The organism is Nostoc sp. (assembly GCF_036917135.1).
Taxonomy (GTDB): Bacteria; Cyanobacteriota; Cyanobacteriia; order Cyanobacteriales; family Nostocaceae; genus Nostoc.
This window is the reverse complement of record NZ_JBALEA010000061.1, coordinates 152,004-178,188: the sequence shown is the minus strand read 5'-3', so window position 1 is coordinate 178,188 and position 26,185 is coordinate 152,004. Positions and strand designations below refer to the sequence as shown.

Sequence of the window (26,185 nt, the reverse complement as noted above, 5' to 3'; positions counted from 1 at the left end):
AATATTGGTGGACAATGTACACACAATTCTTTTAAACAGGATAATTTTTTCATCAGATCCAGGTGAATTAAAATACTAGCGTGGAGACTGCGATCGCTCCTTCCCCCTTTCCCCACCAACTTAGATAAAATCACTATGGTGCTAGTTAACCCTCCCTAAATCTAATGAAAAGCGATCACCCCTCACCCCCTCTTTCTCTTCAACATCCTGAACTACTCGCGCCAGCAGGTAACTGGGACTGTGCTAAAGCTGCTGTGGAAAATGGGGCAGATGCGATTTACTTCGGTTTGGATCGCTTCAACGCCAGAATGCGGGCACAAAACTTTACTGAGGCAGACTTACCCCAATTAATGACATTCTTGCATCGTCGAGGCCTAAAGGGTTATGTCACTGTCAACACACTAATATTTCCCAAAGAACTAGCAGAAGCCCAGCAATATCTCTGCACAATTATTGCCGCAGGTGTGGATGCAGTGATTGTTCAAGATATTGGTATATGCCGTCTCATCCGTCACCTCTCCCCTGATTTTCCTATCCATGCTTCAACCCAAATGACGATCACCAGTGCGGCTGGGGTGGAATTTGCCAAATCCCTCGGCTGTCAATTGGTGGTGCTGGCGCGTGAATGTTCGATCAAGGAAATCAATAAAATACAGCAGCAGATTGCCCTACAGGAAACTTCGCTGCCCTTGGAAGTCTTTGTTCACGGTGCTTTGTGCGTGGCGTATTCTGGTCAGTGTTTGACTAGTGAGGCTTTAGGCGGACGTTCTGCTAACAGAGGTGAATGTGCCCAAGCTTGCCGGATGCCCTACGATTTAATTGCTGATGGAGAAATTGTCAATTTAAAAGAACGCAAATATTTACTTAGTCCTCAAGACCTAGCCGGGTTAGATGTTTTGCCCGATTTGGTGAAATCAGGTGTAACTTGTCTCAAAATTGAAGGTCGCCTGAAAGCCCCAGAGTATGTTGCTAATGTCACCCGTGTTTATCGGCAAGCCTTGGATGGGGTGATGAAGGAATTGGAAAGACCTAACCCCCTAACCCCCTTCCCTACGTTCGCGCAGCGTCTCGAAGAGAGGGAAGGGGGAATAAAGGCTCCCCTCTCCGCTTCGGAGAGGGGCTGGGGGAGAGGTCAATCAGATCAAGAACACTACAACTTAGAAATGGCATTTTCTCGCGGACTCTACACGGGTTGGTTTGGCGGGATTAATAATCAAGAATTAGTTCACGCCCGCTTTGGTAAAAAACGTGGGGTTTATCTAGGTGAAGTTACCCGCATTTACAACGAACAGGTAACAGTCAAATTGGAAGCGCCTGTAAAACCGGGAGATGGAATAGTATTTGACTGCGGTCATCCAGAGGCGAAGGAAGAAGGCGGACGGGTTTATGCTGTGGTACACAAAGGTAAAGAAGCCGTGCTGACCTTTGGTAGAAATGACTTGAATCTGCGTCGAGTGCATATAGGCGATCGCATTTGGAAAACCAGCGATCCAGAACTCGATAAGCAAGTGCGTCAGAGTTTTGCAGGCGAGAACCCACAATTTCAGCGTCCGATTGACTTGGAGATTTATGGAGAAGTTGGTCAGGTGTTGATTGCGATCGCTCGTGATCAATTCGGTAATATTGTACAGGTAGAGTCAGCAATTTCACTAGTTGAAGCGCACACCAAACCACTAAATACAGACCGTTTACAAGAACAATTCGGTCGTTTGGGTAACACCCCTTTCTGTTTAGGAACCCTAACCAACCATCTCATCGGTGCAATTATGCTACCCGTCAGTGAGTTGAACCGGATGCGGCGGGAAATCGTAGCACAGTTAGAAGAATTGCGAAGTCAACCCAAACGCTGGCAATTACGTTCTGATGTCTCTTTCCAAGACTTACTCCCCTCCTCATCTCCCTCATCCCCCACATCCCCCTCACTCATCGTCTTAGTACGAAACCTCAAGCAACTCCAAGCCGCCCTCAAAGCTGGTGTTGAAACACTCTACTGCGAATTTGAAGATCCCCGCGCCTACCGAGAAGCTGTACAGCTAGTACGTCAACCCAGACAACAATCCCCACTCCCCACAATTTGGGTTGCACCACCCCGAATTACCAAACCAGGAGAAAACTGGATTTTGCAGCAAGTACGTGCTTGTGAAGCAGATGGCTATTTGATACGGAACTATGACCAACTGCAATTTTTTGCCGCAGACCGTTGTATTGGAGATTTCTCACTCAACGTTGCTAATCCCTTAACAGCAGATTACTTTCAGCAACGCTTTGGTTTAGAACGTCTGACGGCATCTTATGACCTGAATATTACCCAACTGCAAGACCTGCTTACCAGTTGCCCTCCCCAGTGGTTTGAGGTGACAATCCATCAGCATATACCAATGTTTCACATGGAGCATTGTGTTTTTTGTGCCTTTCTCTCAACGGGTACAGACTATACCAACTGTGGACGACCTTGTGAAAAGCAGGAAGTGAAATTAAAAGACCGTGTAGGTACTGAACACGTTCTCAAAGCAGATGTAGGTTGCCGCAATACTGTATTTAACGGCACTGCTCAAACGGGAGCCGAGTACGTACAACGTCTGATAGAACTGGGATTGCGTCACTTCCGCATTGAGTTTGTAAATGAGACACCAGAGGAAGTGACTAAAACAATACATCGCTACCGTCAACTACTGCAAGGTGAAATTACAGGTTCCCAACTCTGGCGAGAGTTGAAGTTGCAAAATCAATTAGGCGTAACTCGTGGCCCTATGGGAGTATCTGCACTGCGATCATAATTGATTTTCTGAACGCCCAGCTTGAAAAATCTGTTCAGCAGTCAAGTTTAATTCTGGGAATGTAGGGGATATGATGGTGTCATTTCCCCGAAACAGGTTAACTTGATACTCACCATCCACCAAATAGTAAACGGAAATAGTCGGTTGTTTGGGATTACCTATATACCTTCTACCGCCCAAAGCTAAATAGTCAACAATCCAGTATTCAGGAATGCCAAAAGTTTCGTAGTCAGCCAGCTTGTGTGCATAATCATCCCTCCAATTCGTGCTGACGACTTCAATAACTAAGGGAACCGATGCAGCTTGAGTAACCGTTGAAGACTTTTTCCACATCGGTTCTGCTGAAAGATTATTTTGATTTATAACTATCACATCAGGTGAATAACCTGATTCTTTGTCAGAAATCTTAACTAGTGCTTGCTTGGGTATAAGGTATGGGAGTTTTAATCGTTTGAACTCTAAAGTTACTTCGCCAGCTAAAAAACCATTAATCTCTTCATGATCTCCTACTGGCTGCATTTCAACAATTACCCCATCGTGTAGTTCATAGCGTCCTCCATCTGGCTTCCAATTGAGGAATTCTTCAAAAGCGATCGTTTTTGGTAAGGCTTGAAACATCACACTTACTCCTGATGATGGTTTAAAGTTTAGCAAATTACTTGGCATTACTCACTTGACCCTCAGATCCCCGACTTCTTTAAGAAGTCGGGGATCTAAATCGACATAAAACCTTGCTATAGCGGTTCCCATTCAGATGCAGTACAAGGTTACATCACGAGGTGTAGGGGCACGACAATGCCGTGCCCCTACGGGTGTACCTCACGTAAATGATAACTGCTATAGATAAGGCTAAAACGAGTAATCAGGAAGATTTTACAAAATTTTGTATCTATTTTGGTAACAACGTCAATTCAGGTGAATGAACGTTATAAACTCAACTTTGGAATCAGAAAGAGATTCCTTAAACCAGTGAACATTGAACAGTTATCAGGTGTATGGTAGGCGATTTAAACCCACTACCAGAGCATTTCACGTTCTTTTTGGGGGACTTGAACCCAAAGAACAAAATTGATAACTAATAACTGTTAAATAATTCAGCTATAAATATCTAAAACAAAGTAACTAATAGGTTATAAAGGCTTCAGCATGAACAAAAACGCTAAGTTTCAGCGCAATTTTTGCTGCTCATTTTCTCGTGTTTCTCGTTACAGTTTAATTGGATTGCTGGGTGTAGTTTTGTTATCTGATGCGGTGGGTGCAAAAGTTGGTGGTTTACAGAACTATTCACCAAAGCGATCGCCAGAAATTCTATTAGATAAATATCGAGATAATTTCCCATCTTTAGAAGCTGGGGATAAACAAGTATTGCTGAAAAGCTATCAGAATCAGCAGAATATCTATCTTGCACAGCAACCAGCGTCTACCCCTTCAATTCCCTTGAATCCAGAGCAACGGAAGTTATACGAACAGGGAGTCAAACTAATTCAAGAAGGACAAACATTAGAGAAAAAAGGGACTAGAGAATCTTACAAACAAGCGATAAATAAATACGAAGAAGCGTTAAAAATTGCCCAAGAGCTAAAACTGCGTCAAGAGGAAGTTGAGATATTATTTCTTACTGGCAGTGTCTACCATTCTATTTCAGACAAGAAAAATGCCTTAGACTATCTCAATAAAGCATTAGAAATCTCACGCGAACTCAAAAAACCTGTATTGGAAGCAACTATACTTGGTGGAATTGGTGCTGTTTACACCAATACTGATGAACCAACAGAAGCACTCAGTTATTTACAACAAGCACAGTCAATATTTATAGCCCATCAAAAATTTCATGAATTAGCAATAACTTATGGAGCAATTGCTACCGTTCACAATAGGTTAGGCAATACAAAAGAGGCTCTAGATTCTCTGAACAAAGCATTAAAAATCTATCGTGAAACGCTAAAAGACCCATCTGGTGAAGCAGATACTCTCTATAATATTGGCTTTATCTACTCAATAGCTGGTGAAACTAAAACAGCTATTAATTATTACAAACAAGCCTTAGAAATTCAGCGTCAAAGGAGAGATTTACCAGCACAAGCCAGACTACTTAGTGCTATTGGCTATCTCAAAAGTAAATTGGGTAAACCAGAAGATGCTCTGAAATCTTTAAGAGAAGCATTAGAACTACATCAACAGGCAGGTTCTAATTTATCTGACAAAGCTAGTACGCTAATGAATATAGGTTATATCTATGCTTCACAAGGAAATTATCGGACAGCGATTGATTCCTATCAGCAAGCTGGAAAACTCTATCATCAAGCAGGAAAAACATATTTAGAATCCATGATTCCCCTTGCGATCGCCAATGTTCATATAACTTTTTCTGGCGATTATGAAAAAGCACTGGAATTTCTAGATGAAGCTCTTAAACTTCAGGAGAATGATCAAGATGGACAAGTTAATACTATTAACGACAAAGCTTATATTTATGTATCACAAGGTAATTATCAACAAGGATTAGACGAGTATCACAAATCTTTGACTATTGCACGTTCAATACCAAATCCTAGATCGGAAGCTCTTACGCTTCGTAATATTGCATTAATCTATCGACATCTAGGTGACTATAAGTCAAGCATTGATACTTACAATAAAGCATTAGATATCTATAAGCGTTTACCAGCTAAGTTTGAAGAAATCCAAACTTTAGGGTTTATTGCAATCGTTTACGAAATGCAAAACAAGTACGAGGAAGCACTTCAATATTATGACCAAGCGCTATCGCTATTAAGTAAAGATAATGATAAATCTGAAATCCTAATACGTCATGGCATGGCGAGAACGCACAACTTTTTGAAAAATTACACTAAGGCATTGGAGTTTGCTAACCGTGCATTAGAATTATCACAGCAAAACTCTTTTCAAGAAGAAGTTTCTCTTAATATTATTGCTAGTGTATATCGTGCAAAAGGTGAGTATCAAAAATCATTAGATATATCTAAAAAAATTTTGGCGTATTCTCGTCAAGTCGGATTACGTATTCGAGAAGCCCTAATATTAGGTGATATGAGCATCACTTATCAGCGACAGAAAAATTATAACCAAGCGATAGATACACTGAATGAAGAACTAAAATTGCGGCGAGAATTAAAAGATAGCACAGGCGAAGCACAAGCACTTTACCAAATCGCCATTAACCAACGCAATCTCGGAAACATCGAAGCCGCACTTCCTAACATCAAAGCTGCAATCAATATTGTTGAAAACATACGCGGTAATGTCCAAAGCGATGAACTGCGTACCTCATACTTCGCCACAGTGCAGAATTACTACAAATTCTACATCGACTTGTTGATGCAACTGCATGAAAAAGACCCATCAAAAAAATATAATGCATTAGCACTGCACATTAGCGAACGTTCTCGCGCCAGGATATTAGTCGAACTGTTAAAAGCAGGTAATGTCAATCTCCGCAAAGACGTTGATCCGCAACTATTAGCAGAAGAACGTCGTTTAAATTTTAAATTGAATGCCAAAGATAAGTTGTTATCAGACTTATTCAGTCGAAAGGAACCGCCCACGGAACTGATAACGAAAACCAAACAAGAAATTACAAATATTATCCAAGAATCGCACTCAATTTCTGAAAAAATCAGGGCGACTAACCCAGAGCGTGCAGAATTAATTGACCCAAAAGACGTGCTGGAATTGTCAGGAATTCAACAACAACTAGATCAAGATACCATAATGTTGCAATATTCCCTGGGGAAAGAACGCAGTTATATGTGGGTAGTCACCCCTAATTCTCTACAAAGCTACGAACTCCCCGGACAAGAAAAGATAGTGGAAGCTGCAAAGAAATTTAACAGCCTTTTAACGCAAAAACTAATTCAGGGAGCAACCGCAGCAGACAACGCCGAAGCTCTTGCCAAGACAGCTTTAGCCGTAGACGCACTCAGTCAACTTATCCTTAAACCTGTAGCAGGAAAGTTAGGAAATAAACGTTTAGTTATCGTTGCTGATGGGATTTTACATCAAGTACCATTCGCAGCTTTAAACGAACCGAGAAAATCGTCAGCAAGCACAGAATATCAACCTCTGGTTGTGAATCATGAAATTGTCAATCTTCCTTCAATATCTAGCATTGCAACTCACAGAAAGAAACTCAAAATACGCAAAATAGCACCCAAAACTCTAGCCGTTCTCGCTAATCCTGTGTTTAGTGTTGATGATGCACGGTTGAAAAATAGTCAACCTTCAACTGTAGAAAACAACCTCGACCGTTCAGCTTTAGAAACGTCTTTGAGAAACATCAATCAGGACAAATTAGACCCACTCCCAGGTACGAAAGACGAGGGAGTGGCGATTCTTGGCTTAGTGAATTCTCCTAGTGAAAAGCTTTCCGCTTTTGACTTTGATGCTAACTACAACTTTGCAACTAGTAAACAGTTACGCCAATATCGCTATCTGCTATTTGCAACTCACGGTATTTTCGACCCTGTGAACCCAGCCTTATCAGGTATCGTGCTGTCTCTCGTAGATAGAAAAGGTAAACCCCAAACCAGAGGCTTCTTGCGGCTCAACGATATTTTCAACCTCGACTTACCAGCAGAGTTGATAGTGCTAAGTGCCTGTGAAAGTGGACTAGGCGATGATGTCCAAGGTGAAGGGCTGGTGGGCTTGACAAGAGGCTTTATGTATGCAGGTGCAGCTAGAGTCACCGTGTCTCTGTGGAAGGTGAACGATAAATCTACCAAGGAGTTAATGATTGCATTCTACAAACAAATATTGGAACAAAAGAAATCTCCCGCCGCCGCCCTTAATTTCGCCCAACGCCAAATGTGGCAAATGAAAGATATGCAAAATCCAGATTGGAAACATCCCCGTTATTGGGCGGCTTTCACCCTACAAGGGGAGTGGCGGTGAATACTTAATTGACCTTCTCGTAAAAGGCTACCGTGTACACACAAGTCTTTTAGAGTGGCTCCACAGACTTTTAATCTCCCCAACCCCTCTTGAAAAACAAAGCTGTTTCATTCTCTCAAAAGCTTAAAAAAGACTTGTTTTGTGAACGAAAGTACTTGTGTGTACACAAATATCCAATTATTTCTTGTGGGGTGGGCATCTTGCCCGCCCTTGATTACGGGCGGGCAAGATGCCCACCCCACAAGTAGTAGCTATTTCTTGGAAATCGCTAATCTCAAATTTTCACTTTGTAACTCAGGAGTAAAATCAATGCGTAAACCGTCTATTTACAAACAACTGCTTGCTTTCTTTATCGCCGGAATTGTAATTTTTACCACTTTAGGTGGTTGGATATCAGTGCAAGCAGGAACAAAATCACCGATATCGCCAAATACAGAACATCTGAATTTGGTAGGGGATGGTAAACCCTTTAAACCTGCTGATCTTGAACAGTCGGAAAAACCTTATGATGGCGATCGCGGTATCATTGGAGGCATAGATAAGCGTAAGCCTATGCTGAGTAGATATTATCCCTGGTCAGCGATCGGACGAGTGCAAGGAACAACAGCCGACGCTAAAAGCTATCATTGCACGGGCACATTAATTGCTGACGATATTGTTTTAACCAATGCTCACTGTGTAATTGACACTGAGACTCATCAACTCAGTAAAGAACTTCGGTTTATACCCAATGTTATTAATGGCAAACCCCAGAGTCAAGAAGATATTGCCAAAGTAGAGAATGTTGCAAAAAATGTGTGGTACGGTACAGATTTCAAGAATGGTGGTTTCGATAACGTTAAGAATCAAAGCAATGACTGGGCATTGATGAGAATTAATCAGCCCCTAGCCCGCAAATATGGTCGTTTAGGATGGAAATCTGTACCTAGTTCTACTTTGATTAAACAGAAGCAAGGCAAATTATTCTTTGTTGGTTACTCTGGTGACTACCCAGATCCCACCAAAGAAGGCTATGAATTATTGACTGCTGGCAAGGGATGGACTGCGAGCTACCAAGATAATTGCAGTATTCTTAGTGAAGAATCAAACCTTTTACTTCATGATTGCGCTACCGCAGGCGGCGCTTCCGGTGGGCCAATCGTCGATTCGATTGATAACTGGCCATATATTGTCGCCCTCAATAATGGTGAGGTGACAATCCCTAGCACAGGGCAAGATGTTATCAACTTTGCAGTGAAAATGGATTTCTTGGATAAATTATTTGGTAGAAAGTAAACCAGCGATCGCTGTAGTTTAATGTAGAGATGTTGCAATGCAATGTCTCTATAGCAATCCTAAATGAGTTACGAACAAAAAGATCCCCGACTTCTTAAAGAAGTCGGGGATCTGAGCCTCTCGGTGTTCCCAAATCAAATAGGATTGCTATACACACCATAAAATCTTATGAATAATATTTCGACAAGCAATAATTGGGACACTTCCCTTTACGAAGATAAACACGCCTTTGTTTGGCAGTATGGTGAGGGCTTACTAAAATTCCTCAACCCTCAGCCAAGAGAATCCATTTTGGATCTCGGCTGTGGAACTGGACAACTCACCGAAAAAATTGCCCAAGCTGGTGCTGAAGTAATGGGAGTTGATCATGCACCTGCGATGATCGAAAAGGCCAGACAAAACTATCCCCATATCCGCTTTGATGTTGCTGATGCTATAAACTTTCAAGTAGACAAACCATTAGATGCTGTGTTTTCTAACGCTGTACTACATTGGGTGAAAGAAGCAGATAGTGCGTAGTTTACCGCCACAGGCATCGCTTCCATCCATCAATCCCTAAAACCCGGAGGCCGTTTTGTGGCAGAATTTGGGGGTAAAGGGAATGTATTGGCGATCGCCACAGCATTATCCACCGCCTTAGAAGCATTAAATATTTCTGCACAAACCCTAAATCCTTGGTATTTCCCTAGCATTGGTGAATACGCCAGCCTCTTAGAACAGCAAGGCTTTGATGTCATCTATAGCATCCTGTTTGCTCGTCCAACTCTTTTAACAGAGACAGAAGCAGGTATGGCAAACTGGATTAAGATGTTCGCCAGCAGTTTTTTAACAGAACTTTCTAATGAGCAACAAATACAAGTGATTCGGGTCGTTGAGGAATATCTGAAGCCAACGCTGTATCAACAAGGAACTTGGACAGCAGATTATCGAAGAATTCGCATCGTTGCCATTAAAACTTAGCTTATGCCAATTATTACTTATGCCTTAATTACGAATTAGTTATGCATATACCTAAATTGTGCGATCGCCCTTGGTCTGGGCGCAGCGATCGCCAGATATCGTTTTCATTACTACTAACCATTGCCCTCAACACTTTACTAGTCGCGCCCTCACTAGCGCAAACGCCCTCAATACCGTCCCCTTCTAGTGCGCCCCTAGAATTAGACTTATTAACCAAGCCAAAAGACTATGTAATCACAGCTAACACCATAAACCCAGCGCGATTAACCATTCCCAGTTTATGGTGGGCACAACAAAATTCTGAGAAAAAGCTATTGGATAATTGGATAGCATATCCGGCTTCTGAAAAAGAACCTGCACGAGTAGACTTAATTGTGAATCAGCAAATTTGGAGCTTATTAGAATATGTAGAGCGCTACGACTTCGTGAATCGCTTGGGTAGCGCTGCACGAAACTTTGGTTACAACATCCGGGTATTTAATTATCAAAAAGAACCCTTGGCAAGCTACACCTGTAACTTTAGTACAACTCCACCTTTATGCACTATCCAAACGACTGTTAAGAACAAGATAGGGTTACAGCGTTCTTTGAGCCTATCCCACTAATCTCAAAATGTGGAAATTTACTTATCACATGAGATGGCTATATTCAAGAATTTTCTGGAGGTCTAGACTTGGAGCGATCAAAAAAACTAGAACCAACAACACAGTTCACTTGAACCTTCTCTAATTGCTGTTTCCATTTCCTCTAAAGTTGCGCTTTTTATCCCTGGACGATATAAGCTCCCTGATAAGCTTTGAACAGGGATATTCAAGGGAATAAAAGAGAGTTGGCAGTGAGGATTGGGGGACAAGGAGAATAAATAATCATACCCAATTCCCAATGCCCAATTAAACCTTAATTTTCGCAAATAAAGACTCGTATTGTTTGGTTACTAATGGCGGTAAGGGAAGCAAAAATTCACTTTTATCGAAAACATTGCGTAGGCGTAGCCCGTCGGAGACATCGCTCTGCAACAAACTCAATAATGGTTCTTGAATATCGGAAGCAGTAATATTTGTAGAAATTGGCGAATTACTTTTAGTCAGCACCGAAATTTGTTTAGCTGTGCTTGGTTGCCAACAAAAATCAATCCATTGATCTGATAAAGTACTCTTAGTAATACCTGCGGGACGTACCCACAAGTCAGCCCAAATTGCTGTTCCTGACTGGGGTATAACTGCCGCAAATTGCGGATAACGCCCCAGAAATGGCAGTACATCGCTTGACCAGCCAACCGCTAGCCAAGTGTCTTCCATAATCAGAGGTTCCAAGTAGTGATTGGAACTGTAAAACTTCACTTGTCGATTTAATGTCTGTAATTCCTTTTCCAAATCTAGTACTTGGTCAAGATTCTCTGTATTATAAGATTTTCCGAGCTTCTTTAAGACCAAACCAATAACTTCTCGTGGTTGATTTAGTACGGAAATGCGCTGCTGCATTCCATCTCGCCACAAATCACTCCAATCTTTGGGCGTCCATCCCAACTTTTCAAACTTGTCACGGTTATAAACAATCACCGTACTACCCCATCGGTAAGGCGCACCCCACACCTTCCCTTGAGTATCTAAATTACCTTTGTCGTTGCGCGTTACCAGTTGTTTCCACCTTTCATCCAAAGCAGACCACTGCTTTAATTGGTTTCCCTGTACCTCTTGGAGTGGTTGAATCAATTTCTGCTCAATGGCTGCTTTTAACCAGTAATCTCCCAATGTCACGAGGTCTACATCAACCGCTTTTTGACCTTGCCTAAAGGGTATAAAGCGACTCCATCCCTGCTCATCGGTAGTTTTTGGTTTCTGCTGCCAATTTTGTAATTGCCGAAATAAATCCTGTACTTGCTCAACTGGAGCAAACTTTAACTGCACTTGTTGCTGTAAACCTTTGTGGAACTGATTCACTACCTGACCAGGTATAGAACCTTTTAATAACTGTACTTTTAGTTGCATCTGCTTGTTTCCACCACAGCCAAAAAGCAGTTGTGAAAGTGCCAGTGTGCTTGTACTTAGCAAAAAAGACCGTCGATCCATTGATTTTGGATTTGAGATTTTTGATTATACCTAATATTAAGCAGAGATTCACCAAAGGCTGACTAGCTGAAAAAGTGGAGTTAGAGAATTATCAGTATTTTTTGTTCATAATACCGATAATTTTGAATTTTTGACTCTAATTAGCGACTTTTTCGGCAAATAACTACCTAAAGATTAATTTTTCTCTATAAATTTCCTTGCTAGTACTTATGGAGAAACTTTACTTATATTTAGAAGTAATGATTTAAATGTCACATTTCCACCAAAAATTATCAATACTTAAATAATCCATAAGTATTGTTAAGGTTGGCAGTAACTTGAATAACATAAAGAAAATGTACGGATAAAGGTATTAAATGGAACTATTACAGCAGCAGATTCTGACTTTAAGCCAAAAACTGGATGCCCTGTGTCAAGTGATTGAGCAGCTTGATGATAAAGTTACTCAAGCTTTTTCAGAGTGTTCTTTAGCCAATACACAAGCAAAGGATAATTATCAGCAAAATGGGGCGGCTGAAGGCTACCAGTTCAAAGGACGTATCAATTTAAATCCAGAAATGGAACATAAGGATGTGTTGACAGATGGCATTTATCTAGATATGCATCGTCAAGGTGGAGACAACATAACACCAGAAATTCAAATACAACGACTGACAGCGCAATTAACAGCAGCATACAATCGTATTGCTGCCTTGGAAGAACAATTACTTAGACAGAGAATTCATTAAATTTAACCGTAACCTTTCACACTTCCCCCTATCTGTCAAGGATAAATCAATAGTTTTTGCTACTTTGCATGGGGGAGTGAATAATTATATTTAATATATTTAACATTGAATCTGAATTAAGTAAGTCGGTGAGAATAAATCAAACTATATTAAGTAATGTAAAAAACATTGAAATTAGTTCGTAGTAAGGGCTTCAGCCCTTGTTTGAGGACTAAATTCCTCACTACAAACCTTGAATTATTCACGCCGCTCTACTTAAACGAATTAAATAATGGCTGGAAGTAGAGAAGGCAAGCCTTTAGTTTTAATTTCGATTGATAGCTTGATAAGCATATATTAAATAGAAGCAACTAATACAAGCTATCAAATTGATAGAAAACTTAAACACACTATTACATATATTTACGTAATAGTGTGATATATCTACCTATAGATTTTTAGTTAATATCTCACTGTGAAACAAAAAAACAACAACCCTAAAACTCGTGTTGTTAGGGTATTGTATGGTTTAAAAACCAAGATTTTCTTATTAATCTGCATTTTTCTCATTAGTGTTTTTGGCATCTTGTTATCAAATTGGTTGATGACAAGCCAGACAGCTTTCGCTAACTTCGGTAAGGTTGACCTTTTGCAACCTGCTCCTACTCAGCCGCTAGGCTATTACGACTATTTCGGCAAACTACTTAGCCCTCAAGAAGCAGCACAAGTAGTTGTAAATAAGGGACTCGATTCTAATGACACCATTTCCTATCAACGGGTAGGGGCAGTTAAAATTACTCAGGAATTACAGCAGTTTTCAGGTAATTGAACCACAAATTACTGTACTCTGGATCTGGAGTGATTGTTTAATTAGATGCCAGTATCTTACTCAGGGGATTTGCGTCGTCGCGTGATTAAAGCGTGTGTTGCCAAGGAAGGCTCTCAACGCCAGTTGGCGGAAAGATTTAAGGTTAGCTTGTCGTTTGTGCGAAACCTACTGCGCCATTATCGTCAAAGTGGACAAATTGAAGCAAAACAACGTGGGGGATACCAAAAACCAACTATTCAGGATGAACATCTAAGCACGATCAAGTCTTGGGTGGAAGAGAAAAATGATTTGTTGCTCTCAGAGTTATGCGATCGCTTCGCTAAAGATATAGGAATTAGGATCAGCATTTGGACAATGCATCGTGCAGTAGAAAAATTAGACTTACGCTGTAAAAAAAAAGTCTCTATGCAAGTGAGCAGGATACTCCACGAGTACAGGAATTACGGCATGACTATCGCCGTTGGTTAGATAAAATTGACGTGCGAAACTTAGTATTTGTCGATGAAGCCGGATTGAATTTATCAATGTCACGCTTGTTTGCTAGAGCAGTAGATGGCGAACGAGCAATTGGTAGCATTCCAGGAACAAAGGGTGGAAACGTTTCCTTAATTGGTGCTTTGAACCTCGATGGACTGGTTGCAGCGATGACTGTGCCAGGAAGCACAAATACTGAGGTTTTTCTCACATATATAACTCAGGTCTTAGCTCCTCAATTGTGGAAAGGGGCGATCGTGGTTATGGATAATCTGAGGGTTCATCACGCAGAGCGTGTAAAAATTGCCATCGAGTCTGTTGGTGCAAAAGTCAAGTTTTTGCCCCCCTATTCTCCTGATTTATCCCCCATAGAACTTTGTTGGTCGAAATTGAAGCAATTTCTCCGTTCCCGTGAAGCGCGCACACTGGAATTACTCGATCAAGCTATGGCTGACGCTGTAAATTATATTACCGAAGATGATGCCTTCTGTTGGTTCAACCACTGTGGTCTATTTACCTGAAAATTGCTGTAAATGCTACTTCTTCTCATTAACTCTACTTTCTCTTACTTCTATGTTAGTTTTTATGTACTACTCAATCTGCTTTTTATTGATGTGTGACACTTTGGGTGCGGAAAGTGGGTTCAAACTGCTAGAAAGACACTCTTACACACCCACAAGTCAAAAGCTTCTGGTTTTCTGAGATCAAAAGTTCAAGAGACACGCAGATGCAATTTGAATGACGATTAGATTATGAAGTGTTAATTTTGCTAAGTACAGCTTTGCGTATAATTGTACCGAATTGAGGGTTTAAATTTAAACGTAGATGCGCTTCGCTTCCCGCAGTATTGGGGGCGCAGGGGTAAGCCTAGAGACACGCAGAGAATTCGCTATTATATTAATCTAATGCTGTACTTAGCCGTTCAAGTTGGGCTTCAATCGCTGCCAAAAGTTGTTGTTGCTGCCAATCTTGGCTAAGATGGGCGGCTATGCAAGCGGCTCCAGCACCCATACCTTCTTTAACAAAGCCCTGCTCATAAGCTTTCAGCTGGGGATAACGAGAATCAGCGAAGCTCAGACGAGTTGCTAATAAGGGAGGGGTTCTTCCACTCTTCGTTAGGGTGTCTTTTCCTAAGTTGAGGGCTAAGTCAACTGTAGCGCCAGTAGGGTCTTCTGCTACCCACCGAGTTGTGCCTACAACTACTTCTTCTGGTAGCCATGATAAGGCGTAAGTTTGAGCGATCGCATTCATCAGCGCATAAACTGCCAACATTTGCGTCCCACCAGCTAGCATTACACCACAACTACGGCTAGCTGCGATCGCCATCCCAGCTACCACCACTTGCATCGGATCACCCACGCCGGCAACGAGTTGCAAGGGGTTCACTGAGGAAGATGAGGAGGACAAAGTAAAATTTTCTGCCCCTGCTCCCCCTGTACTGAGCGCAGTCGAAGTATGCCCCCTGCTCACCCTCATCTTCTCCACCCCAGCTTGCACTAGTGCCCACTTTTGCGCGTGGTTACAAACAGGGTGGCTACTGTTAACTTTTCCAGCAGCATCTATACCTAAACCAGTTAAGATGGCCAGGGCTGTTGTAGTGCCTCCGACGACGCACTCACCGATAATCAAATACCCCTGTTGGATATTGGCAGCAAGGCGTTCTCCCCAAAGTAGCCCTTGTTCAAACAAGTGGTGTACCGTTGTGATTTCCATAGCAGCACCTCCACTTAAACACTTAGCAGGAGCGCCACCCAAATCAATTACTGGCACAGCAGGAGGCTGGGGTAAACCTGCATTAAATAAATGAACTGGTGTTTTTAGTGACTCAAAGACAGCACGAGAAATCAGCACAGGTGAAGCCCCAGCCGCTAATGGTGGTAAGGGATAATGGGCTTGATGTTCCGGGCCATAATACAAAAATTCGGCATCGGCACAAGCGGTATATTTCCGATCTTCTGGAGTGCGACCGGCTGCTGAAATCCCTGGAATTAAACCAGTTTCAGTAAATCCTAAAACACAAGCAAACACGGGTAGACAACCACGATAGCGTCGTAGCCATTCTTCACCCTGTTCTTTTTGGGTATAAATACTAATTTGGGCATTGGGCATTGGGCATTGGGAATTGGGCATTGCTGATTAGTTAGGACTTCATCATTTAACCAATGACAAATGACAAATGACAAATGACTATCCCTCATAATCCATAAGGACTTGTACCCATTGTGGTGGACGGGGAATAGGGTTGCCCAGGCGGTCAAAAAGTAACCATGCTGCTAGGTGTACCACAAAAAGGTAGATAAAGTTGTTGAGTATTATTAGAGCGATCGCTCCCACTTGGATCAAAAACACGCTGGGACTCGCCAACAAACTCAGCTTCAAAAATGCCCACTCGATGAATTCAGTCACCTGGGTAATCACATAAATCCACAAGTCTTCACCTGACAAAACAGACAACAACCACAGCCGAAAAAAGACTCCCAAAGTACCCAACAGCGTACCCAAAGTGATAGAAACAATCCAGGGAACACGACGACGATACCACGTCGCTCCCAAAAGCACGCCCATGAACCCGTAGGGCATGACAAAAAGCAAACTGCGGGCTGGTCCCATCAGTACCGTCAGCAATAACCCACAGGTGAGCGCTGCCATCCATGCCGCACGTTTGCCCCAACGCAAATAAACTAGAGCGATCGGTACCGGAAAAAATATCCGCAAAACTGGACCCAAGGGAAAGTAGAAATTAATAAACCAAATTAAGCTAGCGGTACTGGCTAAAAATGCCGTTTCCACCATCCTCAAGGGCACATCAGCTTTAAGTTGAGGAGGCATTAACTGCTGTTCTTTGTCTAACCAATGATTCTGGGGAGTTGGAGATTCAGGGGATGGATCTTCCTCCGGCTCATCTGGCAGAGAATCTAAAATACTCATATCTGACAAGTTCTTAAACTGGGGATTGGGGAAGGTGGGGTCCCCTCTGGGGATAAGGGGTAATGGGGACTAGGGACTGGGAATTAGGAAAATTTGGTTGGGGCATAAATCCCAATCAAATCTTAAAAGAATTTCTTTTGCAGTACCCAGTACCCAGTACCCAGTACCCAGTCCCGGAGCGCCTATTCTTGTCCAACTTTTCTTAGCTGTTAGCGTAGCGTCTCGTAGAGAAGTTGGGGAAGGAAAGGGCGCAACCTGTTAAACGATCATTCTTTCTAAGGCTGACAAATCGGGAATACAAATAGTGTCTTGATCCCGTTTAATCAAGCCTTTTTTTTCTAGCCTTGTCAACACTCGTGTCACCGTTTCCCGCGCCAGACCGCTCAAACTACTCAATTCCCGATGAGGTAGATTGGGGATTTCGGTTCCTGTTTGCGCTTTTTTTCCCTGTCCTTCTGCCAAAAATAGCAACGTATCTGCCACACGTGACTGGCTATCAGATTCCCGCAACCGCAATCGGCGATTTACTTGCCGCAATCTTCGTGCCATCAGTTGCGCCAATCGAACTCCTGCCAAGGGTTCTATCTGAAGTAACTTGACAAAATCCTGAGCAGGCATGCTGCCAATTACTGTCGGGGCTAAAGTAATCACATCTGTGGATCGAGGTACTTCATCTAGCGCCGCCATTTCACCAAACAATTCTCCTTTACCAAGAATATTCAGCGTTACTTCTTTTCCTTCCAGATTGTAGGTGCGAATTTTTACCCATCCATCCATAATAAAATACACAGAACCGCCCCAGTCATTTTCCAGCAGAATCACCTGATTGGCTGGGTGAGTGCGGGTGACAAGATGGATGAGAGCTGATTCCACAGCAGTTTCTGGCAACCCTTGAAAAAAGGGAGCCGAGGTGATCATCCAGGGATTAGCCTGTGGTTGCAAGCTATATCGGTCTTCCATTACGACATTTTTATTCAAGCTGCTATGTACACACAACAAACAAGAGCGCCATTTTTAGCCTAAGCTATCATTGCACAGCTCCCTTTCAAAGAGAAAACTAAACTATGCTACACGAGAAAACGACAAGAACATTTTTCTAAATAATCTTTACCTATAAGTTTAAACGGGGTAAAAGTTTTGCAAACAAAAAGTAGTTTATAGCCGACGCTTGTATTGCTTACCGGCTAGCTGCACTGCAAACTTGATTAATTAAGAATATAGGCAAACAACATCAATGATACTAAAGTGAGTAAATTATTGCTCAGGTATTTTAGCGATTTTCAAAAATAAGCAACCAATGAGCTGCAAAACTAAGCTTTTTAACAAAAAAGGTAGGAGGAATACTGCCCTCTGCCTCCAGCAAGAACTGCCTCCTTCACACAAACGCTGATTGAAGATTGCCACGACTCCCAGGAATCCATAACATAATGACAGTCACAAATCCAAACAGTGGCTTTTGCCACTCAAAACTTTTCCTATGGTCGACACTGCGCGTAGCAAGATCCCCATTTGGGTACGGTGATTGTAAAGTAATTGTCACATTAGTGGACATAAATTTCTACATAAGGTAATAAAAGTGACTTCCAGTGCAGATGAAATTCAAAAGCTGATCGCAGATATTGACAACTTACTTGCCAGTGGTGGCAAGCGCCTGTCTAGATTTCTGTCTGGTCAGGCGCAAGAACCTAAAGAAGTTTTAGAACGAATTCGGGACTTCTTGATGAGGTTACAAGAACAAGAAGCATTACAGGGCGGCAGCCCAAATCAGTCTTCTGAAGAACCGCGAACGCCCTTGTTAACAAAATTTATTGATCGTGGTAATAACCAGTATCCACTACCGCAGCTCGAACCCAGTCAAGAACAGAGTGCTGTTGGCGCAGGACAATTAAAAAACGAATTTTCGAGCTTGATTCAGCCATTGCGATCGGAATTAGAATCGCTCTTGCAAGAACGAGCCACCCTCATCCAGGAAATTCGCCAGCTAGACCAAAGGCGATTGCAAAACTACTCCCTAGCGCAGCAGTTGACAAACCAGGAGCAAATAATTACCGAGTTTTTACAGGTACTCATGAGTCGCCTTGTACCAACTTTAACGCCACTGGTAGGACAGACGGGGGAAAATTCTGCCAATTTTTCAGGAGCAAATAATCACCCAACCTCTGGAACTCAACCTTTGTTAGAATCCCCAGACCGTGTGGAGCAGTTAACCCAGCTGGCAAGGGAGTTGGATCAACGCCTATTATCACTAGATGGGACGGTGAATGTAGTCTTTGAGGCACTACAGCGCAACATTAATACTTATTACGAATCTCTGTCGCAAGCACTGGCAAGAATGCATAGCAAGGGAATGCAGGGTGAACAGCTGATGGCCAGCTTTCTCAACAATTTGACCCAGCATTTGCAGCAAGAATTCCCTAGTTCCCAGCCATCTTTCCTGGGGGTAGAATCTGAGACACCACCATTATTGCCTGACTCAGCCGCGATCGCTGCTGAAGTTTCGCCTCAAGCCTTAGAACTGATACAGCCGGAAACTTCATCTCCACTCACAATTAATTCTGAGCAACAGGAGACTACCCTCACTGAAGATTTAGATGCAGCGCTGTTGCAGCTTGGTTTGGATTCGTCTGAATCTTCCGAAACCCCGACCGAATTACCGGAAAATATTTCTGCGTTAATTGGTGATGAGGTAGACCAACTTTACGCCAGTTTGTTTGGTGCTGGTGATGTTAATAATCCAAGCCTCGATGTTGCCACAAATGAAGCTTCACCGTTGAACATCGCTGAGACTCCAACTGTCGATTCTGCTGTTGTGATACCAGATACAGGTTTTTCAACCCAACAGACTTTAGGAGAAACCACAGATTTATCAGAGCCACAGGAAGAACTATTTTTTGAAGAGGATACTGAGCTAGACTCGCCTCTTAGCTTCTCTACACCACAAACTGACAGTTTCCCGGTGCAACTCGATACTCAGCCAGCTAGTGTTGATACAATTCATATCCTAACTGACCTATTGCCTGATACCGATAGTGAGCAGCAATTGCTAGAAGTATCATCTTCTGTGGATAATGCCACAACTACAGCACCAGTTACTCCAGAAGTAGCAGAAATTGCCTTGGCAAAATCTACCGAAAGTATCGCCACACCGGAAGTATTAATTAACGATAATCAGCCAGAACCGTCTTCAGATAACTACATTGCTGCTTCACCAGAAGAAAACTTGCTTTCTATTGAGTCAAACCAGGCTCCAGCCGTACCTGATATTTCTTTAGATGAAGAACAGTTACAGCAATTGGATCGAGATTTGGCTAATTTTGATCAGCAGTTAAATTCTGAATCTCAGTCGGCTACTAACTTGGATATTTTCTCGGAACTATTTGATCACACTCAAGACACAATCTCTACAACTGACTCTGAAAATCTTCAAATAGCAGAGAATACCTCAACTGCTGATTTCTCTAGTTTGGCAGTTCCCCTGGTGGAGACTGAGAAAAAAAAGGAAGTCATAACTCCTGTTGAAGAAAGTTCTTTACCTGCAATTTCCAATCCCATAAATAATTCAGAAGTTTCGCCCAATGTTCTAGAATCGGTTTGGTATTTAGGAATTGATTTAGGTACAACAGGAATTTCTGCCGCATTATTAAATCGCTCGACTTTTGTTGTACATCCTATCTACTGGTCAGCAGAAAATCCAACGGGAACAAGTTCCTTCCAGCAATCGTTTCGTTTACCAACAGAGGTTTATCTGCCTACAGCTTCTATACCCCACGGAGAAAATGAAAGTATAGAAACACATGAGCAGACGACACCTGCGGCTGTTGCCCAAGATAAAGTGCCTGATCACTCCACCAGCACTTCGACAACACCGAGATCAACAGCAGATCCGACGACAAATAATCTCTACTCGGCGCAGTTGAAGCCCTATTTACAAGTAGCCATTCCCTACAAGAGTGAACGGCAAAAATGGGAACCTGTTTTGCAATTAAATGAATTTTCGGCAGGGCCTTTGATTTGGGTTGTGCGATCGCTCTCTAAGCTACTATTAACCCTCAAATCCGAAAAAACAAGCACCACCCCTAGATTAATGGCTGCTGCTGTTGGAATCAGCGAACAAAATTTTTCCCAGATTATCAATAATGTTGCTGGTATAATTTGCACCTGTCCATCTAGTTGGTCGGAACAATACCGCTTTAACGTGCGGGAAGCTTTACTCACCAGCAAACTCATTCAACATCCGCAGCAAGTCTTTTTTGTCGAAGAAGCGATCGCTAGTCTACTCCCAGAACTCAATGCTGCTAACGGTGAGCAAGTAAAATTAAGCGATTCTGAAGGTGATCATCCAGCAAAAACCAGCGAACATCCCATTGTTGGCAATACCCTTGTAATTAACATTGGGACAACTGCTACAGAGATGTTGCTGGTGAATGTACCAGAAAGCTTGGTACAATTGACATACAATGATTTCATGCTTCACAGTTTTGCTTATGCTGGCAAGGGAATTGAACAAGATATTATTTGCCAGCTGCTATTGCCACCTAAATCTCGGCAATCACGCCTAGAAACACAAAGCGATGCCTGCGGCGGGCTAGGCCTAGGCAAAACCATCACCAGTAATCCTTGGCAATGGCAACCGTCAATTCCCGGTTTAGACCAAATGCGTTGGCAGAGTTTAGGGTTGGAAGAATTAGAACTACCCAGAGTCGGAGAACCAGATATCACCGCTCGAATTCGCCTCCAGCAGCGTCTAGAAAGTTCTCTACTGGGACAGGCCGTATTAGATGCAGCACTAGCCCTAAAGCTGATTTTGCAACACCAAGACTCTTTTACCCTAGAATTAGCTGATCAACGGTGGATTTTGCAGCGAAGAGACTTAGAAAGTCAGGTATTTATCCCCTTTGTGCGCCGCCTGAACCGAGAACTCAACAAATTATTAGTAGCTCGTGGCATCCCTACAGAAGCGATTAATCAAGCTATTCTGACTGGTGGAGTGGCTTGTATCGGAACGGTGAATCGCTGGTTACGCCAAAAACTCCCCAGCGCCAAGATTATTCAAGATTCATATCTCGGTGAAAACGGCGCTCCTAATTGCAGTCGGGTTGCCTATGGTTTGGCAATGCTGCCTCTACATCCTCAGATTTTAGATATACCCAGGCAACAATACACTGATTATTTCTTGTTTACAGAATTGCTGCGACTGCTACCAGATCGACCCTTATCTTTCGGTGAAGTTATCCAGTTATTTGAGGGTCGCGGGATCAATACTCGCACTTGTCAGCAACGGCTGCTAGCTTTTTTGTCAGGTGAACTACCTTCGGGTTTGATACCTTCAGTTACAGATTCAACCTGGCTCACCCAGAGTTCACAAGAAAATCCTGACTATCAAGCGATCACCGCAGCGCCACTTTTTGAAAAACAAGGGAGTCTCACTTATCGTCCCAATTCCCAACAACTATTGTCTTTACGTCGCTATCTAGCTGCGATCAAGGCTAGTAATCAGCAATCACTGGAGGAACCATATACCGTGAATTTTGCCTTGGAGCGTGTTTGAAAAGTCTGACAGGTTATTGAAACTCTAGAATCAAAATCTCATCCTTCAGAGAGGCAGCAAACTAGCAGCTTGCTGCGATCATTGGGCTGGAGTGGATTTGGGATAATGATCCCTTAAATCTTTGCAGATGATTGTTTCCACCTCAGTCTATGAATCGAAACCATAAAGAACGGAGGACAAAAGACATTATGTCTCTTCATAAAATCGAAGATTTTGATGCCAATGATCGTGAACAAAATTCTCAAGAGCATATTCGGGGGTTTGACCTTTACTCCAAAGACGAAAAAGTTGGCTCTGCTGAAGACCTTTTGGTTGATGATGATGGCCACATTCGTTATCTGGTGATCAACACAGGCATCTGGATTTTTGGCAAAAAAGTTCTGCTGCCAATCGGATGTTCCCAGGTAGACTATGATACCCACCGCGTCTATGCAGTTAACCTCACTAAAGCCGAGGTAGAAGCGCTACCTGAGTTTACGGATGCTATGACTGTTGATTTTGATTATGAACATCGGGTCAGACAAGTCTACCGTCCTTCATCTTCAATTAGTGTCTTTGACTCTTCTGGGGTTGGATACGCCGGGTATGGAACTGAACCTCCCGCCCTTAACGATACTCCCACCTCTTCTGGGGTTGGATACGCCGGGTATGGAACTGAACCTCCTACCCTTAACGATACTGCCACTTCTTCTGGGGTTGGATACGCCGGGTATGGAACTGAACCTCCTGCTCCTCCCTATGTTCCTACCTCTTATGGTGTCGGGTATGAAGGATATGAAAATGCCCTGCCGACTGCGGATAGGGCACTCTCACCTGATACTGATCACAGCCCTGCTGTTGACGACTGCGATTCCTACACATATCAGCAAGATCCCTCCTTATATGAGATGAGCGAGCAAAATCATCAATGGCTGAAACTGTATGAAAAACGCCTAGTGGCAAAGAGAAAACAGCAGAATTTAGAACGAACGCTATAATCTTCTGCTCACGGCAAATCTCTCGTGTACTAGAAAGCACCACGGGATCAGGCCAAAATTCAGGTTTTGTGGTCAAATGCCCGTTTTGCGATCGCACTCTCGCAAAAACGCTCCCAAAGCCTAGATAACCTTCATGTTTTGTCCTGCTCAAAAAACGTTCGTGGAGCGTACTTTCGGTTGGGTGATGGGGTGCCGACGGTTGGTCAGAGACTATGAGTTATTACCCGAAACATCGGAGACGTTTATTTACCTTGCCATGAGCCGGATCATGGTGAGGCGACTGGCATAAAATTTGACTCCTCAAAACTTTTCAAACACCCTCTTAGAGGTTGATCATTGATACTAGTACATTACGCTAGAAATAAAGATATTACTCAAAATTCCAAATGCTTATGAGATAAGCATTTGGAATTTTGCAAAGCACTACTAGCAGCCTGTCTCATTCTCATTAATTTACATGAGTTCGTAGTAAGCACTTCAGTGCTTAAAAATCCAGGACGAAAGTCCTGACTACGAACTTGTTCACACTTCGTAACTAATGAGAGAGAGACCACTAATACTTCAGAAAAATAATTTTTTGGATGTTTAATATACTAGTATCTTTTTTATTTGATGGATAAAAATACTGTAGTTTTACAATCTATCACTTTAATTCAAAGATTCTGTAAACTTTGGGTTTTCAGTTTTTCTATTGTTATAACTTTGTGTATATTAACACTAGATAGTGGCGACAAAAACAATAAAAATCGCCTAAAAATCATGTCTACACTACTGATGCAAAAACTTCTATTATAAAATAAGTTAGCCCTTGTGAATAATCTTTATCTTTATTCAGTTAATTGTTTGCAACAGCCTTCACATCCGTCAACTTTAAGCGTGAGAAAACGATTAATTGACATTGTTGGAGCCATTGTAGGGCTGGTAATTACATTTATGGTAGCAATCCCCGTAACAATTGCGACCTTTATTCATGAGCCAAGTCCAATACTTTATTCCCAAATTCGCTGTGGCTTGAACGGAAAAACTTTCCGCATCTGGAAATTCCGTTCCATGATTGTCGATGCTGATAAACTCAAGCATTTGGTTGAAAACCAAGCCAAAGGTCACATCTTTAAATCTGTTGACGATCCTCGCATTACTCCTGTAGGTAAATTTTTGCGGCGTACTAGCTTGGACGAATTACCCCAATTTTGGAATGTTTTGTTAGGGGACATGAGTTTAGTTGGTACTCGTCCACCTACTCTTGATGAAGTCAGCCATTACGAGCTACACCACTGGGATAGATTACGAGTCAAACCAGGTATTACCGGAGAATGGCAGGCTAATGGACGCTCTAGCATCACAGACTTTGAAACCATTGTCAAGATGGATCTAGATTATCAACGTAAATGGTCTATAAGTTATGACCTGAGTCTGATTATTAAAACTATCTGGGTGGTATTTAAAAAAACTGGTGCTTATTGAATTGGGAATGGAGAATGGGGCATTGGGCATTAATTATTTCTCCCTAACGCTCTTTTATTACTCTCGTCAGATTAAATTTGAAAGCCTATTTTAGCGTTAGTCCGCGCAGGCGGACTTTGTTTCTGTAGCCGCAGTCATAGAATAGCGCTAATCTCCCTCATCTACCACTTTCTTGTTCTGAATTCTTCTTCAACCCTTGACGCCGCTACCTGTTTCTGTGGGTACAATGTAACGTTGTAAAAAGAGAAATAGTAATAATACTGGGGCGATCGCAATCACTGAGCCAGCAGCTACCAATCGCCAGTCAAGGGAAAATGTCCCTGCTAGTTTTGCAACTCCCAAAGGAAGAGTGTATAAACTTTCGTCTTGGATGATAATTAAAGGCCACAAAAAGTCACTCCAAGCACCAATGAAGACGAAAATAGCTAGAGTTACCAGTGCTGGGCGAACTGCGGGTAACATAATATGCCACCACAATCCTAACTCTGAGCTGCCATCCATTCGGGCGGCTTCTTCTATTTCTTTGGGGACACTCATAAAAGCTTGGCGCAACAGAAAAATGCCAAAGGCAGAAGCTAAACTCGGAAAAATCATTCCCAAATAACTATTTGTCAAACCCAACTGGACTGTCAAAATATACAGGGGAATCATCACGATTTGGAAGGGAATCATAATCGTGGAGACGATGGCCACAAAAATCCAGTCTCGCCCTATAAACGACAATCTTGCCAACGGATAGGCAGCTAAAGCGCAAAACAGCAGATTTAAGCCCACAGTCAACACTGACACCAAAGTGCTGTTATACAGGTATTGTCCAAAAGGTAGAGAGTTCCACACACTAGAGAAGTTATTTAGTGTCGGTGACGCAGGTAATAACTGTGGCGGCGACTGGAAAATATTTTCCGTAGGCGATTTTAAGGCTGTACTAATTAGCCATAGTAAAGGAAAGAGCATCACCAGTGCGATCGCTCCCAATAGTACATAAATTAGCAGGATTTGCGATCGTGATTTTTTCCAGTTCAGCATTTGATTAATAAGGGAAATTATATTGTATTAAAATTAACTGTGAGAGTAAGCACAACAATCAGTAACGACTTATTGAATAAGTCGGGGTTATAAATCCATAGCATATAGATGTAGAGGCGTAAAATTTTACGTCTCTACAAGATTCTTGGTTGCAAAACTTATAACTTTTATACATCAAATCAGCAAAGCAAAAAATCGGATCTAATCAAGTAGGCTTATAGCCTATCATCCTACAGTCTG

16 protein-coding genes and 3 pseudogenes are annotated in these 26,185 nt (G+C 42.3%); 13 read left to right on the top strand and 6 right to left on the bottom strand.

The genetic code is table 11. The features are described from left to right. Positions 1 to 164: 164 nt before the first annotated feature. Positions 165 to 2,777 (top strand): U32 family peptidase, encoded by a 2,613-nt coding sequence (locus V7K50_RS18740; protein ID WP_334962563.1) that lies wholly within the window; start codon positions 165 to 167, stop codon positions 2,775 to 2,777. On the opposite strand, the gene V7K50_RS18735 is transcribed toward V7K50_RS18740, so the two are convergent. Next, complete coding sequence (locus V7K50_RS18735; protein WP_334962561.1) at positions 2,772 to 3,395, bottom strand: Uma2 family endonuclease; 624 nt, start codon at positions 3,393 to 3,395, stop codon at positions 2,772 to 2,774. The two genes, V7K50_RS18740 and V7K50_RS18735, sit on opposite strands and share 6 nt — an antisense overlap. Positions 3,396 to 3,923: 528 nt before the next feature. Here V7K50_RS18735 and V7K50_RS18730 point away from each other — a divergent pair. The 4 genes and pseudogenes from V7K50_RS18730 to V7K50_RS18715 all read left to right on the top strand — a co-directional run bounded on the left by V7K50_RS18730 (position 3,924) and on the right by V7K50_RS18715 (position 10,528). After that, complete coding sequence (locus V7K50_RS18730; protein WP_334962559.1) at positions 3,924 to 7,688, top strand: CHAT domain-containing protein; 3,765 nt, start codon at positions 3,924 to 3,926, stop codon at positions 7,686 to 7,688. A gap of 309 nt (positions 7,689 to 7,997) precedes the next feature. Then, positions 7,998 to 8,963, top strand: coding sequence for a trypsin-like serine peptidase (locus V7K50_RS18725; protein WP_334962557.1), 966 nt, complete (start codon positions 7,998 to 8,000; stop codon positions 8,961 to 8,963). A gap of 168 nt (positions 8,964 to 9,131) precedes the next feature. After that, a pseudogene (locus V7K50_RS18720) lies at positions 9,132 to 9,923 on the top strand (class I SAM-dependent methyltransferase). Positions 9,924 to 9,964: 41 nt separating this feature from the next. After that, the gene (locus tag V7K50_RS18715) at positions 9,965 to 10,528 is read left to right on the top strand and encodes a hypothetical protein (protein ID WP_334962556.1); all 564 of its coding nucleotides are present in this window, start codon (positions 9,965 to 9,967) and stop codon (positions 10,526 to 10,528) included. Between the two features lie 285 nt (positions 10,529 to 10,813). Here the strand turns inward: V7K50_RS18715 and V7K50_RS18710 are convergent, their stop codons facing one another. Beyond that, positions 10,814 to 11,992 carry an extracellular solute-binding protein gene (locus tag V7K50_RS18710; RefSeq protein ID WP_334962554.1) on the bottom strand — a complete coding sequence of 393 codons (1,179 nt, stop codon included), beginning with the start codon at positions 11,990 to 11,992 and terminating at the stop codon, positions 10,814 to 10,816. 356 nt (positions 11,993 to 12,348) lie between these two features. On the opposite strand from V7K50_RS18710, the gene V7K50_RS18705 reads away from it, so the two are divergent. The 4 genes and pseudogenes from V7K50_RS18705 to V7K50_RS18690 form a co-directional block, all read left to right on the top strand. Beyond that, entirely contained in the window at positions 12,349 to 12,720 is a 372-nt protein-coding gene (locus V7K50_RS18705; protein WP_334962552.1) for a hypothetical protein, read from the top strand. Positions 12,721 to 13,174: 454 nt separating this feature from the next. Further along, positions 13,175 to 13,528 carry a hypothetical protein gene (locus V7K50_RS18700; RefSeq protein ID WP_334962551.1) on the top strand — a complete coding sequence of 118 codons (354 nt, stop codon included), beginning with the start codon at positions 13,175 to 13,177 and terminating at the stop codon, positions 13,526 to 13,528. A gap of 45 nt (positions 13,529 to 13,573) precedes the next feature. Then, entirely contained in the window at positions 13,574 to 13,996 is a 423-nt protein-coding gene (locus V7K50_RS18695) for a helix-turn-helix domain-containing protein (protein WP_334962550.1), read from the top strand. Continuing rightward, positions 13,993 to 14,523 (top strand): annotated as a pseudogene (locus V7K50_RS18690) (IS630 family transposase); the annotation flags it as partial. The gene V7K50_RS18695 and the pseudogene V7K50_RS18690, both read left to right, overlap by 4 nt. 376 nt (positions 14,524 to 14,899) lie before the next feature. On the opposite strand, the gene cobT reads toward V7K50_RS18690, so the two are convergent. From cobT to V7K50_RS18675, 3 genes are all read right to left on the bottom strand, one after another. Further along, positions 14,900 to 16,111: a nicotinate mononucleotide-dependent phosphoribosyltransferase CobT gene (gene cobT / locus V7K50_RS18685; RefSeq protein WP_334962600.1), complete on the bottom strand. Its 1,212-nt coding sequence runs from the start codon at positions 16,109 to 16,111 to the stop codon at positions 14,900 to 14,902. A 78-nt stretch (positions 16,112 to 16,189) separates the two neighbouring features. Further along, entirely contained in the window at positions 16,190 to 16,930 is a 741-nt protein-coding gene (locus V7K50_RS18680; RefSeq protein WP_334962549.1) for a DUF2232 domain-containing protein, read from the bottom strand. Positions 16,931 to 17,188: 258 nt separating this feature from the next. Beyond that, positions 17,189 to 17,890: a Crp/Fnr family transcriptional regulator gene (locus V7K50_RS18675; protein WP_334962547.1), complete on the bottom strand. Its 702-nt coding sequence runs from the start codon at positions 17,888 to 17,890 to the stop codon at positions 17,189 to 17,191. Positions 17,891 to 18,506: 616 nt separating this feature from the next. On the opposite strand from V7K50_RS18675, the gene V7K50_RS18670 reads away from it, so the two are divergent. The 4 genes and pseudogenes from V7K50_RS18670 (at position 18,507) to V7K50_RS18655 (ending at position 24,919) form a co-directional block, all read left to right on the top strand. Beyond that, positions 18,507 to 22,478, top strand: coding sequence for a hypothetical protein (locus V7K50_RS18670; protein WP_334962545.1), 3,972 nt, complete (start codon positions 18,507 to 18,509; stop codon positions 22,476 to 22,478). Between the two features lie 188 nt (positions 22,479 to 22,666). After that, entirely contained in the window at positions 22,667 to 23,455 is a 789-nt protein-coding gene (locus tag V7K50_RS18665) for a PRC-barrel domain-containing protein (protein WP_334962543.1), read from the top strand. Positions 23,456 to 23,612: 157 nt separating this feature from the next. Further along, positions 23,613 to 23,744: pseudogene (locus V7K50_RS18660) on the top strand (transposase); the annotation flags it as partial. A 521-nt stretch (positions 23,745 to 24,265) separates the two neighbouring features. Then, entirely contained in the window at positions 24,266 to 24,919 is a 654-nt protein-coding gene (locus V7K50_RS18655; RefSeq protein ID WP_334962541.1) for a sugar transferase, read from the top strand. Between the two features lie 189 nt (positions 24,920 to 25,108). Here V7K50_RS18655 and V7K50_RS18650 read toward each other — a convergent pair whose 3' ends face one another. Then, a complete protein-coding gene (locus V7K50_RS18650) occupies positions 25,109 to 25,945 on the bottom strand; it encodes a carbohydrate ABC transporter permease (RefSeq protein ID WP_334962539.1) in 837 nt (278 codons plus the stop codon). Positions 25,946 to 26,185: the final 240 nt, after the last annotated feature.

Excerpts from the sequence above, each read along its gene's own strand:
- V7K50_RS18740 (WP_334962563.1), top strand. The coding sequence starts at position 165 with ATGAAAAGCGATCACCCCTCACCCCCTCTTTCTCTTCAACATCCTGAA.
- V7K50_RS18735 (WP_334962561.1), bottom strand. The coding sequence starts at position 3,395 with ATGTTTCAAGCCTTACCAAAAACGATCGCTTTTGAAGAATTCCTCAAT.
- V7K50_RS18730 (WP_334962559.1), top strand. The coding sequence starts at position 3,924 with ATGAACAAAAACGCTAAGTTTCAGCGCAATTTTTGCTGCTCATTTTCT.
- V7K50_RS18725 (WP_334962557.1), top strand. The coding sequence starts at position 7,998 with ATGCGTAAACCGTCTATTTACAAACAACTGCTTGCTTTCTTTATCGCC.
- V7K50_RS18715 (WP_334962556.1), top strand. The coding sequence starts at position 9,965 with ATGCATATACCTAAATTGTGCGATCGCCCTTGGTCTGGGCGCAGCGAT.
- V7K50_RS18710 (WP_334962554.1), bottom strand. The coding sequence starts at position 11,992 with ATGGATCGACGGTCTTTTTTGCTAAGTACAAGCACACTGGCACTTTCA.
- V7K50_RS18705 (WP_334962552.1), top strand. The coding sequence starts at position 12,349 with ATGGAACTATTACAGCAGCAGATTCTGACTTTAAGCCAAAAACTGGAT.
- V7K50_RS18695 (WP_334962550.1), top strand. The coding sequence starts at position 13,574 with ATGCCAGTATCTTACTCAGGGGATTTGCGTCGTCGCGTGATTAAAGCG.
- cobT (WP_334962600.1), bottom strand. The coding sequence starts at position 16,111 with ATGCCCAATGCCCAAATTAGTATTTATACCCAAAAAGAACAGGGTGAA.
- V7K50_RS18680 (WP_334962549.1), bottom strand. The coding sequence starts at position 16,930 with ATGAGTATTTTAGATTCTCTGCCAGATGAGCCGGAGGAAGATCCATCC.
- V7K50_RS18675 (WP_334962547.1), bottom strand. The coding sequence starts at position 17,890 with ATGGAAGACCGATATAGCTTGCAACCACAGGCTAATCCCTGGATGATC.
- V7K50_RS18665 (WP_334962543.1), top strand. The coding sequence starts at position 22,667 with ATGTCTCTTCATAAAATCGAAGATTTTGATGCCAATGATCGTGAACAA.
- V7K50_RS18650 (WP_334962539.1), bottom strand. The coding sequence starts at position 25,945 with ATGCTGAACTGGAAAAAATCACGATCGCAAATCCTGCTAATTTATGTA.